12 protein-coding genes are annotated in these 12,268 nt (G+C 64.3%); 5 read left to right on the top strand and 7 right to left on the bottom strand.

The genetic code is table 11. The annotated features are described in order from the left end of the window. Positions 1–16: 16 nt before the first annotated feature. From ACSUZJ_RS09260 to ACSUZJ_RS09245, 4 genes are all read left to right on the top strand, one after another. Complete coding sequence (locus ACSUZJ_RS09260) at positions 17–979, top strand: threo-3-hydroxy-L-aspartate ammonia-lyase (protein WP_499415407.1); 963 nt, start codon at positions 17–19, stop codon at positions 977–979. Further along, positions 979–1,353 carry a RidA family protein gene (locus tag ACSUZJ_RS09255; protein WP_499415405.1) on the top strand — a complete coding sequence of 125 codons (375 nt, stop codon included), beginning with the start codon at positions 979–981 and terminating at the stop codon, positions 1,351–1,353. The genes ACSUZJ_RS09260 and ACSUZJ_RS09255 overlap by 1 nt, the downstream gene beginning before the upstream one ends. A gap of 103 nt (positions 1,354–1,456) precedes the next feature. Then, positions 1,457–1,891, top strand: coding sequence for a DUF4124 domain-containing protein (locus tag ACSUZJ_RS09250; RefSeq protein ID WP_499415403.1), 435 nt, complete (start codon positions 1,457–1,459; stop codon positions 1,889–1,891). Between the two features lie 127 nt (positions 1,892–2,018). Beyond that, positions 2,019–3,379, top strand: a protein-coding gene (locus tag ACSUZJ_RS09245; protein ID WP_499408834.1) for an IS3 family transposase whose coding sequence is annotated in 2 segments (ribosomal slippage) — positions 2,019–2,495 and positions 2,498–3,379 — 1,359 coding nt in all. Because the reading frame shifts where the segments join, the coding sequence is not laid out codon by codon here. 67 nt (positions 3,380–3,446) lie between these two features. Here ACSUZJ_RS09245 and ACSUZJ_RS09240 read toward each other — a convergent pair. The 4 genes from ACSUZJ_RS09240 to ACSUZJ_RS09225 form a co-directional block, all read right to left on the bottom strand. Further along, a complete protein-coding gene (locus tag ACSUZJ_RS09240) occupies positions 3,447–6,317 on the bottom strand; it encodes a putative bifunctional diguanylate cyclase/phosphodiesterase (protein ID WP_499415401.1) in 2,871 nt (956 codons plus the stop codon). A gap of 166 nt (positions 6,318–6,483) precedes the next feature. Then, positions 6,484–7,254: a GNAT family N-acetyltransferase gene (locus ACSUZJ_RS09235; protein ID WP_499415399.1), complete on the bottom strand. Its 771-nt coding sequence runs from the start codon at positions 7,252–7,254 to the stop codon at positions 6,484–6,486. A gap of 158 nt (positions 7,255–7,412) precedes the next feature. Further along, entirely contained in the window at positions 7,413–8,267 is an 855-nt protein-coding gene (locus ACSUZJ_RS09230; RefSeq protein ID WP_499415397.1) for a PhzF family phenazine biosynthesis protein, read from the bottom strand. A gap of 136 nt (positions 8,268–8,403) precedes the next feature. After that, a complete protein-coding gene (locus tag ACSUZJ_RS09225; RefSeq protein ID WP_499416489.1) occupies positions 8,404–9,309 on the bottom strand; it encodes a pirin family protein in 906 nt (301 codons plus the stop codon). Between the two features lie 380 nt (positions 9,310–9,689). On the opposite strand from ACSUZJ_RS09225, the gene mntP reads away from it, so the two are divergent. Next, entirely contained in the window at positions 9,690–10,262 is a 573-nt protein-coding gene (gene mntP / locus ACSUZJ_RS09220) for a manganese efflux pump MntP (RefSeq protein WP_499415395.1), read from the top strand. 84 nt (positions 10,263–10,346) lie between these two features. Here mntP and ACSUZJ_RS09215 read toward each other — a convergent pair whose 3' ends face one another. The 3 genes from ACSUZJ_RS09215 to ACSUZJ_RS09205 all read right to left on the bottom strand — a co-directional run bounded on the left by ACSUZJ_RS09215 (position 10,347) and on the right by ACSUZJ_RS09205 (position 12,174). Next, the gene (locus tag ACSUZJ_RS09215) at positions 10,347–10,811 is read right to left on the bottom strand and encodes a VOC family protein (protein WP_499415393.1); all 465 of its coding nucleotides are present in this window, start codon (positions 10,809–10,811) and stop codon (positions 10,347–10,349) included. 313 nt (positions 10,812–11,124) lie between these two features. Next, positions 11,125–11,649, bottom strand: a complete 525-nt coding sequence (locus ACSUZJ_RS09210; RefSeq protein ID WP_499415391.1) for a GNAT family N-acetyltransferase — start codon at positions 11,647–11,649, stop codon at positions 11,125–11,127. Positions 11,650–11,781: 132 nt separating this feature from the next. Then, positions 11,782–12,174: a hypothetical protein gene (locus ACSUZJ_RS09205; RefSeq protein WP_499415389.1), complete on the bottom strand. Its 393-nt coding sequence runs from the start codon at positions 12,172–12,174 to the stop codon at positions 11,782–11,784. Positions 12,175–12,268: the final 94 nt, after the last annotated feature.

Here is a 12,268-nt window from a genome sequence, read left to right as displayed (position 1 = left end):
TATCCATCCGATGACCATGAACGATACCCTGCAATACGGCGACGTCGAACAGGCCGCCGCGCGCCTGGCGGGCGCCGCCCACCGCACGCCTGTCCTCACCTCCTCCACCTTCGACGCCCGCACCGGCGCCCAGGTCTTCTTCAAGTGCGAGAACTACCAGCGCATGGGCGCCTTCAAGTTCCGCGGCGCCTATAACGCCATCGCGCGCTTCACCGACGCACAGCGCGCCGCCGGCGTCCTGACCTTCTCCTCGGGTAATCACGCCCAGGCCATCGCCCTGTCGGCGCGCCTGGCGGGCATCCGCGCCACCATCATCATGCCGAAGGACGCGCCAGCCCTGAAGGTGCAGGCGACGAAAGAATACGGCGGCGAAGTGATCTTCTACGACCGCTATACGGAAAACCGCGAGGAAATCGGGCGCCGCCTGGCCGAGGAGCGCGGCATGACCCTGATTCCCCCCTACGACCATCCGGACGTGATCTGCGGCCAGGGCACGGCGGCGAAGGAACTGTTCGAGGAAGCGGGCGAACTCGATGTGCTCCTGGTGCCGCTCGGCGGCGGCGGCCTGCTGGCCGGCAGCGCGCTGGCGGCCATGGGCCTGTCGCCCTCGTGCAAGGTGATCGGCGTCGAGCCGGAAGCCGGCAACGACGGCCAGCAGTCGCTGCGCAAGGGCGAAATCGTCCACATCGGCGTGCCCGACACGATCGCCGACGGCGCCATGGTGACCCACATCGGCGGGCACAATTTCGAGGTGATCCGCCGCCGCGTCGACGACATCGTCACCGTCAGCGACGCCCAACTGGTCGACACCATGAAGTTCTTCGCCGAACGCATGAAGATGGTGGTCGAGCCGACCGGCTGCCTGGGCGCCGCGGCCGCGCTGCACGGCGCCTATCCTGTCGCCGGCAAGCGCGTCGGCGTCCTGATCAGCGGCGGCAACGTCGACCTGTCGCGCTTTGCCCAGCTGGTGGGCGCCTGATGGAATTCATCCAATCGAGCGAGCTGCCGGCGCCCGCCGGGCATTATTCGCAGGCGGTGGCGGCCGGCGGCCTGGTCTTCCTGTCGGGCATCCTGCCGGCGCGCGCCGACGTCGAGCCGGACAGCGACTTCGAGGCCCAATGCGCTTCGGTCTTCGAGCAGTGCGAAAAGGTCTTGCGCGCGGCCGGCTGCGGCCTGAACGACGTGGTGCAATGCACGGCCTACCTCGCCGGCGTCGAGCATTGGCCGGCCTTCAATACCTGTTACGCCGGTGTCTTCGGCGACCACAAACCGGCGCGCGCGGTGGTGCCGGTGCCGGCCCTGCACTACGGTTTCCTGGTCGAGGTGCAACTGGTGGCGCAGCGGCCGGGCTAACTGAAGAGTGGTTTTTTTGATAATGACCCGCACAGGGTGAGGCACCGAACAGAGGCAGCCAGCCTCGGCCAGGAAAATGGCTCCATCGAACAAGGAGCCAACCATGAAACGCCTGGCCTCTCAACTCAGCCTGATACTTGCGGCGGTTGCCGCCCTCCCCGCCGCGCAGGCGGGCACCGAAATCCTGAAATGCGTGGACAGCGCCGGCAACGTGACGCTGTCCGACCAGCCCTGCCAGGGCGCAGCGCGCGTGACGCGCATGTCGATTGGGTCGACGTCCGAATCCACCTCGTACGGCAGCTCCGGCACCGCCTCGGCCACCGCCTCGGGTGGCCCGTCCGGCACGGAGCCACAGGCAGTGCCGCTCCAGCGCTACGCCGCCGCCCCGAGAATGCAGCAGCAGCACGACTGGCGCCCGCGCCTGCCGGCGCGCGACCGTCCGCTGGCGCGCGACGTCGCCACCCTGAAGGCGGCGCGTGCGCAAATGATGCTGCTCGACGGGAACCGCCAGCAGCCGCAACTGGCGACGATCCAGTAGAGTGGGCGCTCCGTGCCCACCGGATCAATGAACAGACGCGATGCTCGGAAGCGTCAACGGGACGCATGCTTTCGGTGGGCACGGGTGAACTGACCCCAATAAGTTAGACACAACTTATTGGGGTGATATGGGTAAGCACACGGAGCAGTTCAAGATAACGGTTGTCCAGGACTATTTGTCTGGTCGGGGAGGCTACCGGGCTGTGGCTCAGCGCCATGGCATGGCCAATCGCTCGCTGGTGGAGCGCTGGGTAACAGCGTATCGACTGCATGGGGATGCTGGACTGCGCAAGAAGCGGAGCAGATATACGGCCGCATTCAAGCTGTCGGTACTACAGTACATGTGGGAAAATCGCCTTTCGATCACCCAGACCGCTGCCCGGTTCGATATCCGCGGTCATTCGACGGTAGGAGTCTGGGAGCGTGCCTATCAAGAAGGGGGGAGCGAGGCATTGGCTCGCCCTCCAACAAGCAGATCCGAGAAGATGATCATACCGACGACAAAGCCGGAAGTAGCGCATGAAGACAAGCGTAGCCGCGAAGAATTGCTGGCCGAGTTGGAGTACCTGCGGATGGAGAACGCCTACCTAAAAAAGTTGAGAGCCTTAGTTCAGGCAAGGCAGGAAGCGGAGTCTGCGAAAAAACCCAAGCGGTCCAAGAACTAAGGCAGCAATATCGACTCGACGGTCTGCTCAAGCTGGCAGGACTTCCTCGAAGCTCGTTCTATTACCGGCTCAAAGCGCAAGCTGCCGATGACAAGTACGGACAATTGAAAGCGACGATCAAGGACGTATTCGAGCGCCACAAGGGACGTTATGGTTACCGCCGTGTGACCTCAGCCATTCGCCAGCTTGGCGAACGCATCAATCATAAAACCGTACAGCGTTTGATGGGGCAACTGAAGTTGAAGTCCCTGGTTCGTCCCAAGAAATACAAGTCTTTCAAAGGCGAAGTGGGCAAGACGGCGCCGAACGAATTGCAGCGCCGGTTCGAAGCAAAGGCGCCAAAGCAGAAATGGGTGACCGACATCACCGAGTTTCATGTCGCAGGTGAAAAGCTTTATTTGTCGCCTGTGCTCGACCTATACAATGGTGAGATCATCGCTTTCGAAACGAACAGGCGCCCTCGGTTCGAACTGGTGACATCCATGCTGACCAAGGCATTTTCAAGACTTGGCCCGGAGGACAAACCAATGCTCCACTCCGACCAGGGATGGCAATACCGCATGCCCGCTTATCAACAGGCACTGACCGAGCATGGGATCGTGCAGAGCATGTCGCGCAAGGGTAACTGTCACGACAATGCGGCCATGGAAAGCTTCTTTGCCGTGCTCAAGACCGAGTTCTTCTACTTGGAAAAAATCACCAGCATCGATCAGCTGGAAGCTGGGATTGATGAGTATATTCGCTACTACAACAATGACCGCGGCAAGCTCAGACTCAACGGGCTGAGCCCTGTACAATTCAGGACTCAGCAATTGGCAGCATAGATCAACTGTCCAACTTTCTGGGGTCAGTTCAGGGGTGCCCACCCTACGAAAAACGGCGGCCCCGTCCTCAGTACGACCGCATGATCCCGTGCAGGTCGAGCGCGCCGGCGCTGCCCAGCGTCGGCAACATCTCCAGCAATTCCTGATCCTCGATGAAGCCGGCCGCCGAGCTGGCCGCAAGGATCTTTTCCGGCGACTGCGAGCGCGCCACGGCCCAGCCCTGCACGTAGTCGACCCCGATCTCCGCCAGGGTCTGCACCGTGGCCGCGTCCTCGGCCCATTCGGCAATCGTCTTCATGCCCAGGTTCACCGCCAGGTTGACGATGGCTTCGACGATGGCGACATTGGCCGGGTGGGCGTTGATGTTGACGATGAAGTTGCCGTCGATTTTCAGCACGTCGGCCGGCAGTTCCTTCAGGTAGGAGAAGGAGGTGTAGCCGGCGCCGAAGTCGTCCAGCGCCACCTTGACGCCGAAATTGCGCACCTGGTCGATGAAGCGGCGCGTGTTGTCGAGGTCGTGCAGTGCCACGCTTTCGGTGATTTCCATGCACAGGCGGCTGGCCACGTGCACGTGGCGCGCCAGGATCTCGAGCGTGTCCTGCACGAAGCGCTCGTCGTTCAGCGATGCGCCCGACAGGTTCATGCAGACGAAGCGGGTATTCGGCAGGCGCCCGGCGTTCTCGGCGATCCAGCCGAGCGTGGTGGCCAGCACCCAGCGGTCGATCACGCCCGCGCGCCCGCACTTCTCGGCCGCGCCGATCAGCGGGCCGGCCGGCATCACGCGGCCGTCGCTGCCGCGCATGCGCAGCAGCACCTCGAAATTCAGGGACTCTTGCGGGGACTTGAGCGACATGATCGGCTGCATCTCGATGAACAGGCCCTCGGTCGCGCCCGGCCCCTGCAGCTTGGCGACCAGGTTCAGCTCCGCCTCGCGCTCATGGAAGGCGCGCGCGTTGCGCTCGTAGACCACCAGGCCGTCGCTGGCATCCTTCGCTTCGCGGCAGGCGCGGTCGGCGGTCGAGATCGCGTCCTTCATCGGCATCCCGTTCGATACCTCGATCAGGCCGACCGAACCGCGCACGTGGAAGGCCTTGTCGCCGACCCGGTAGGGTGTGCTGCCGATGCGCTCGACGATGCCGCGGCAGATCAGCGAGGCCAGCGGGATCGCGGTGTCGGGCATCACGATCACGAATTCGTCGCCGCCGACACGGCCGATCTGCTGGCCGCCGGCCAGCATCATCGCCATGCGCTCGCATACCTGCTTGAGCACCTCGTCGCCGGCGGCGTGGCCGAACAGGTCGTTGATCAGCTTGAAGCGGTCGAGGTCGATGTAGGCCAGGGACAGCGGTTTGCCCGCGGCCAGCGTGACCGCCGCGTTCTCGAAGCTTTTCTCGATGCCGCGGCGGTTGAAGACGCGGGTCAGCGGATCGTTGTTGGCCATGAACTGCAGCTGCTTGGTGGCCTTGGTCTTTTCGGTGATGTCTTCCAGCACGCCCTCGATGCGGCCATGGGCCAGGGTCGCGCGCACCAGAAAACGGCGCTCGCCTTCGCGGCTGGCGATCTCCATCTCGACATTGGTCGCGACATGCACCTGCTCGCGCAGCTGGAACCAGCTTGTCTCGTCGAAGAACTGCTGCCACAGCGTGCGGGTGGAGACCGGCGCTTCGCAATCGAGCATGCGGCACAGCGCCGGGTTGGCCGACAGGAAGACGCCATGCAGGTCGAGCGTGAAGAGGCCGACCGGCATCGCCTCGTAGGCATGCTCGAGCTCAGCCTGGACCGCGATGCGCTTCTGGGTTTCCAGACGCATCTGCTCGGCCACGGCCAGCGCCGCCAGCAGGCTGGACGCGAGAGCGGCCGTGACGCTGTTGACGACCCCCAGCATCTCGCGCAGGCCCAGTGCAGCGGAAATGACTTCGGCCAGGGTCGACAGGAAGGTGACGGCAAACGAGGCCGCGAACCACATCGCCACCCTTGCCTGGTTATGGCGCATGACACCGAACAGGCCCAGGGTCATGAGGGCCAGGCCGGGTGCGACCAGCAGCCACATCGCCGGCAGGTAGATCCCGAAAGGCATCAGGATCGCCATCGGCAACAAGGCCAGGCACAGCACCTGGGCCGCCCGCAGCGGCGTCGCCAGGCGGGTGCGCACCAGTTCCGCCCCGAACAGCTTCATGTACAAGGTCATCGTGGCAATGCCATACAGGGCCGTGGTGATGGCGCGGCTCGGCGCCAGCCAGTCCTGGGGCAGCTCCTGGCCCAGCCACTGGATGTCATAGCCTGCCGAGATGGCGCCGACGCGCAGGTTCAAGGTCAGCCAGACCGCGAACAGCAGGTACAGCAACTGCCGGTTGATCAGGGCCGTAATCAGGATGAACAGGCTCAGCACGATCATGCCGCCGTCGAGCAGGCCCGACTTGCGGTGGAACTGCTGGATCGAGAGCGTCATCTCGCCGGCCGGCCACTGCAGCGCGCTGACGCGCGCAGGGCCCGTGAAGTGCCCGCGGCATATCACCTCGGCCGGCATGAACCGCGGTCGCAGGAGGAAGCCGGCCTTGGCGGCCGACATCGCGCCGCTTGCAGACTCGTGCGAGGCGCTGCCCAGCGATTGCAGGGTGGCGCCATCCCAGCAGGCGATGTCGATCCCATGGCGCGAGGGAAATTCGATGACCTGGGGGGCGTCGCCCTGGCCATGGGTATGCACCGCCAACCAGAGCGGCGCTTCCGAGAGATGGGTGTCGTAGCGCTCGACGCCTGGCACCCGGGCCAGCGCGCTCAGCGCGGCGTGCGGCGTCAGGGGACCGTCATGCTCGGCCAGCACGCGCAGCGGCAGCGTGATGTCGCCGCTGGTCACGTAATGACTGTTCCAGGACAGCAGCGCCAGCACCGATACCAGCGCCACGCCGATCGGCACCAGGTAGACCGAAAGCAGGCGCATCGCTGCCGCCAACAGGCGGTCGAAAGATGCGAAAGTCGGTTCTTGGTCGGGCGCGGACGGCTGGGACATAGGCTGCTTTAATCGGACTGACGAATGCCAGCCTGCTGCCGGCGTGATTCAGGCCGTAAGGATACAAGCTGCAGACGATGCCGTCATGCAATTTTTTTCAGGCCGGGGTCAGTTGTTCCAAGTGAGCAGGAAACGAGGGGCGAACCGGGGCCGGTGTGGCCTTGGTGCCACGCTGGGCATCGCCCGCCACCGCGACGCCGACATCGATGTCCGGATGATGGGTGTGACGGAAGAACTTCAGCAGCGGATGCTTGGCGGCGTTCCAGCGCGCCTCGCCGGTGGCGATCTCGAACGCCATCACGCGGTGCGGGATATTGCCGGCGTGGCGCAGCGGCACCATTTCCTTTTCGCCGAACACGTCGGTGAACATCAGCTGTTCGTACTGGCGGTCGACCGGGCTGCGGCCGGCGATCACGGCGTATTCGATGCCGGCCTTCTCGAAGTACTCGAAGAAAGCCTTCACCAGCGCGACCTTCACGATATGGCCGACGCGGCCTTCACCCACGCCCAGGCGCTCGACTTCGCCCAGGCTGCGGCCCTGCAGCCAGTGCGGCAGCACCACCGACTCTTCGATATGCAGCGGATGATGCTCGTTGGTGCGGATGCGCGCGGTGCCCAGCGGCGAACCGTCGAGCTTGGACTCGGCCAGGAGAACGACAGTGTCCTCTTCGTAGTCGCAGGCTTCGGGCAGGGCCAGCGAACGGGCAAACTCGGGGACGTGGCGCGCATACGCGGCGTGGCGGATCGCAACCGCCTTCTTCAGGCTTTCCTCGTTCTCGACCCGGCGGATCGTGAACGGCAGGCGCTCGGTAGACATTTCCGGACGCGAGGTGGGGGCGGTGAAGATGGCGGAGTTGCGCATTTCCATGACGGACATTCCTTGATTGAAAGTTGACTAACAGCATTAATGTTGACCATTATCAATCTTTCAAAAGAATGTTAAACGCTGATGAGACGTGTTTTTTGCCTTCTATTCATCGTTCTGCACGGGCGTGCTAATTTTTTGGCTCGGCGGCGCTGCCCTTCCTACTCCATGAAACGCGCCGTGCCCGAGACCCGGATCGAGCCGCCGGCGTCTGCACCGATGTCGGCGCGCAGGCGCGAGCGCATACCCATGTCTTCGCCCTGCACCACGTCGATGTGGCCGCCGTGCGGCCAGCCCAGGTCGCGCAGGTAGCCCGCCAGCGCGGCCGTGCCGGCGCCGGTGGCCGGATCCTCGTACACGCCGCCGGCGGCGAAGGGATTGCGGGTATGGAAGAGCGTGTCGGACTCGGCCCAGGCCAGCACGACGGTGACGATGCCGAGTTCGCGCATGAAGCGCCGTCCCGCATCGAGTTCGTAGCGCATCGCCGCCAGCAGTGCGCGGCTCTTCAGCGCCAGCACCAGGTGGTCGGCGCCGCCATGGGCCAGGGCCGGGGGGATGCGCGGGTCGAGGTCTTCCTCGCGGTAGCCGAACAGCGCCAGCGCGCGTTCGACCACCTCATGCGGCGCCGGCCTGCTGCGCGTCGGCGGCGACTGCAGCGCGCCTGATACCAGGGGCGCGGCTTCAGTGCCGCCACGCCTGCCTTCGACCGTGATGCGGGCGTCGTTCAGGCTCAGGGCGAACACACCGTCGCCCCGGCTGGCCGCGAGCGCCGCGCCCAGGGCGATGGTTGCGTGGCCGCAGAACGGCACCTCGGCCTCGGGCGAGAAATAACGCACCCGGTAGCCGCCCTCGTCCAGAGGCGCGGCGAAGGCGGTCTCGGAGAAACCGACCTCGTGGGCGATGCGCTGCATCTCGGCCTCGGGCGGATGGGCGGCGCCGATCCACACGCCGGCCGGGTTGCCGCCTTCGGCCCCGTCGGAAAAAGCGGCGATGCGCTGGACCTCGGCGGCGTTCATGGGCGGACCTCCACACGCTTGCTGGCCGCGATCCGGCCGGATTCACTGGATTGTTTTGATTGCATGTTTCCGTGCGGCAAATATTTGCTTATTTAATTAGATGGCAGGCGGCCCATACGAAGGCGCCGCCCGGCTGTCAGGGGTAGCGCACCGGTCGCCCTGGCGTCTCGGGCAAGGGGATGAATTCGGTTTCCCCAGGCACCTGCGGGAAGGCGCCGGCGCGCCAGTCCTGGCGCGCCTGCTCGATGCGCTCTTCCGAACTGGCGACAAAGTTCCATGACAGGTAGCGCGGCCCGTCCATCGGCTCGCCGCCGAGCAGCATGGCGCGCGTCGGTCCCGGGCCGGGCGCGGACAGGACCACCTCGGCCTTCGGCTTGAGCACGACCAGCTGCCCGGCCTCGAACACGCCGTCGCGGCCGAGGTCGAGCCGGCCTTCGACGATATACAGGGCCTGCTCGTGGTACTCGGCCGGCATGGCGATGCGCGCGCCGGCCTGCAGGTTCAGGTCGACGTAGAACATGTCCGAATGGGTGGGCACCGGGGCCCGCTTGCCCCAGTAGCTGCCGGCGACCACGCGCGCGCTGACGCCGCCGTCCTCGATGAAGGGCAATTCGCCGGCGCCGACGTGGGCGAAGCCCGGGTCGACTTCCTCCTGGGCGCGCGGCAGGGCCACCCAGCATTGCAGGCCGAACAGGTCGGAGGCCCCGGCGCGGCGCTCGGCGGCGGTGCGCTCGGAATGGACGATGCCGCGTCCCGCCGTCATCCAGTTCACCTCGCCCGGCTTGATCGGCTGCACGCTGCCCAGGCTGTCGCGGTGCAGGATCTCGCCGCTGAACAGGTAGGTGACGGTGGCCAGGCAGATGTGCGGATGCGGCCGCACGTCCAGGCCCTGGCCGGCGTCGAAGACGTGGGGGCCCATCTGGTCGAGGAAGACGAAGGGGCCGACCATGCGGCGCTGGCGGCTGGGCAGCGCGCGGCGCACCTTGAAGCCGTCGCCGAGGTCGTGCGTGGGCGGCACGACGACGATGTCGATGTCGTGCATGCCTCTGTCGTGGTCAAGGGTATCCAAGCTTGCCTCCTGGTCTGGCCGGCACGGGGCCGGCGGGTAAATGGCGCGTGCCCGTACTTGCCGGGTTCCCTGCGCAGTCTACGTGGCCCCGCGCTCTTGTGCAAATGCTCACATTTATGGCTGAGCTGAGGCCGCCATGCTCGGGTATAATGTCGGCACCCATTGGGGAGTAGCCTGCTTCGTCCCAGGAAGTTCCCGTATCAACATACTCGGCCAGCATGTCAGCGCCGTGGTACGGGCAGCCGGCAGCGCAGCGTCCGCGTTACGTTCGGTTGGCAAGACCTTTGGCAAGTCCGCGTGCGTGTCCGGGCCGCGCGGGCCTGCCTTTGCGTTCGCCCGGCAACGAGACCCCGATGAATTTCGCCGCAACCGCTTCCCTCGCCTTCGCCATGTCCACCGATGCTTTCGCCGCCGCCGTCGGCAAGGGCGCCGCATTGCAACGTCCCCAATTGCGCGAGGCCTTGCGGACCGGCCTGATCTTCGGCGTCATCGAGGGCCTTACGCCCCTGCTCGGCTGGGCCCTGGGCCAGGCCGCCGCGCCCTACGTCCAGGCCTGGGACCACTGGATCGCCTTCGTACTGCTGGGCCTGCTCGGCCTGCGCATGATCCGCGAAGGCTGCAGCGCGCCCGAGCTCGAGGAAGAGCGGCCCTCGAGCCACTCGTTCTGGCGCCTGGCGATCACCAGCGTGGCCACCAGCATCGACGCCCTGATCGTCGGCGCCGGCCTGGCCTTCATCGACGCCAACATCTTCGTCACCGCGGCCGCGATCGGCTTTGCCACCTTCCTCATGGTGACCATCGGGGTGATGCTGGGCCGTGGCCTGGGCGCGCTGGCCGGCAAGCGCGCCGAACTGGCCGGCGGCGTGGTCCTGATCATCATCGGCAGCGCCATCCTCTACCAGCACCTGAGCGCCGCGGCGGCCTGAGGCCAGCCGGCGGGCCAGTGAGGCTGGACGGGTCGCGCCAGCCTCAGCCCGCCCTGCCCATGCCGCAGGAAAACGGCCGGCGCCTCAGGCGCATTCGCGCTTCATCGCCTCTTCCATCTCTTCCGGCGAGACGTCGCGGATATGCTGGGCCAGCGACCAGCGGTGCCCGAAGGGGTCGTCGAGCTGGCCGTAGCGGTCGCCCCAGAACTGGTCGGCCAGTTCCATGCGCACCTTGGCGCCGGCGGCCACGGCGCGCTCCCAGAGCGCGTCGACATTCGGCACCGACAGGTGGATGGTGACGGGCGAGCCTTTCAATGCCAGCGGACCGAGCGAGCCATAGTCGGGAAATTCGTCGGCCAGGAACAGGGGCGAATCGCCGATGCGCAGCATCGCGTGGCCGATCTTACCGTCGGGCATGGGCATCGCCATCACTTCCTCGGCGCCGAAGGCCTTCTTGTAGAACTCGATGGCCTCGCGGCAGTTGGCACAGACCAGGTGCGGGGTGATGGTGTGCATGCCCTCTTCGACCGGCTTGACTTCCGAACTCATGATGCGCTCCTTTCAGGATGGGTGACCGTGATGGGTTCTTGTACTGCTACTGCTCTATTGAGGGTAATCCCGGCATGGAGTTCATGCAACAAACGGCTGTGCTGCGCTGCGCCAAACGGACGCGGCGGGTACTTGCAGCGTGTTCGGTTTCCGGAGGGGTAATCAGGATTCTCGTCAGGGTCGCACGATCATGGACCCGGGCCGTCCGCCTGTTGTCGGTCGACGGTGAGCCGAACGACGATCTGCCATAAGCGAGCAAGGTCGTCGGGGAAAGTACTCAGCTCATGCAGCAGGCTGTTTGCGAAAACAGTCGCTATCTTGGTGAGCAGACGATGACCTTAGGTCCGCTAGTACGTGTGTCGACGGAAAAGACCGGGCCTTGCCAGTGTTCGTTGTTCAGCGTTGCCATATGATGCGTCGCCGGCCAGACTTCATCCAACAGTGCTGCCCAAAAGCGCCGGGCAGCTTCGTTTTTCTCGAGGACGCGGATCTCCCAGTTTGCCGGAGACATCTCCATGATCGTTTGAGCGGCGTGTCTACCGACGCCTCGCCTGCGGTACTTTCGAACCACGAAGAATTCGAAGATGGCACGCGTGTTTCCGTGGGTGATTACATCGTCATTCGTCAGCGCGAAACCCGCCCACTTACCGTCAACTGTGATGACATATGCCGACCATGTTGGGTTGATCCAGAAGCAGTCCAGATCGTGGTAGCCATATTGGCCATGTTCATCCAAATCAGCCCCGTTGATTTCAGAAAAATCATGCTGGTATAGCTCCAGCAAATTTCTGACTATCGGGCGTTCGCCAATATGGGCGAGTCGGATTTCAATCATCATGCGTCAATCAAGATCAGGGGTGTATCTGGGGTGACACGCTACCGCTTCGGAGGGAAGGAAGTGTTTCGCGACTGACCGCTACTGGCCCCAAAGCAGCCGTTCGGCGTTGCAAGTTCGCAGTGAACCAGCAGGCTATCTTACTTGGTAGCTGGTAATGTCGTCGATGGATTCGATAAGGACTTCACGGCCATTCTCGAATTCAAACAGCACGCCGGCTCCACGCTCTCTGGACAGTGTTTTGTACGACTTGAGTTCGACACCGATCAGCCCACTAGCCCCCACATCAACCTGAGGATAATTCCATCCTTCCTCATCGACGGCCCACGGCTCCGGCTGTGTGGGCCAGATCCGCCAGTGCACGGTGCCAGGATCGAAACTCAAACTGTGCCATATGCCACCGAACTTCAGGTACGTCACATTTGCTGTGGCAATCAATTCGCCTTTGAACTCGTAACCTTGGCAGATAAAGCCTTCACATATTCTTCCTTCAATTGCGGGAGGCTTTCCGTTGAATTCGAAAACCATTGTGTTTCCCCTCAGCGATGTGTCGCAGTGGATGGCCCACGAACGAACCATCTGGTGATGACTGCTTTTGGCCTATTGTGTTGAAAAAGTCGAG

The sequence above is a fragment of the Telluria sp. B2 genome, assembly GCF_051789535.1.
GTDB lineage: Bacteria > Pseudomonadota > Gammaproteobacteria > Burkholderiales > Burkholderiaceae_D > Telluria.
Note: the sequence above shows the minus strand (reverse complement) of the source record. Positions and strands in the feature narration are given on the sequence as shown.

Coding starts and splice junctions, on each gene's coding strand:
- ACSUZJ_RS09260 (WP_499415407.1), top strand. CDS start 17: ATGAACGATACCCTGCAATACGGCGACGTCGAACAGGCCGCCGCGCGC.
- ACSUZJ_RS09255 (WP_499415405.1), top strand. CDS start 979: ATGGAATTCATCCAATCGAGCGAGCTGCCGGCGCCCGCCGGGCATTAT.
- ACSUZJ_RS09250 (WP_499415403.1), top strand. CDS start 1,457: ATGAAACGCCTGGCCTCTCAACTCAGCCTGATACTTGCGGCGGTTGCC.
- ACSUZJ_RS09240 (WP_499415401.1), bottom strand. CDS start 6,317: ATGCGCCTGCTTTCGGTCTACCTGGTGCCGATCGGCGTGGCGCTGGTA.
- ACSUZJ_RS09235 (WP_499415399.1), bottom strand. CDS start 7,254: ATGGAAATGCGCAACTCCGCCATCTTCACCGCCCCCACCTCGCGTCCG.
- ACSUZJ_RS09230 (WP_499415397.1), bottom strand. CDS start 8,267: ATGAACGCCGCCGAGGTCCAGCGCATCGCCGCTTTTTCCGACGGGGCC.
- ACSUZJ_RS09225 (WP_499416489.1), bottom strand. CDS start 9,309: ATGCACGACATCGACATCGTCGTCGTGCCGCCCACGCACGACCTCGGC.
- mntP (WP_499415395.1), top strand. CDS start 9,690: ATGAATTTCGCCGCAACCGCTTCCCTCGCCTTCGCCATGTCCACCGAT.
- ACSUZJ_RS09215 (WP_499415393.1), bottom strand. CDS start 10,811: ATGAGTTCGGAAGTCAAGCCGGTCGAAGAGGGCATGCACACCATCACC.
- ACSUZJ_RS09210 (WP_499415391.1), bottom strand. CDS start 11,649: ATGATGATTGAAATCCGACTCGCCCATATTGGCGAACGCCCGATAGTC.
- ACSUZJ_RS09205 (WP_499415389.1), bottom strand. CDS start 12,174: ATGGTTTTCGAATTCAACGGAAAGCCTCCCGCAATTGAAGGAAGAATA.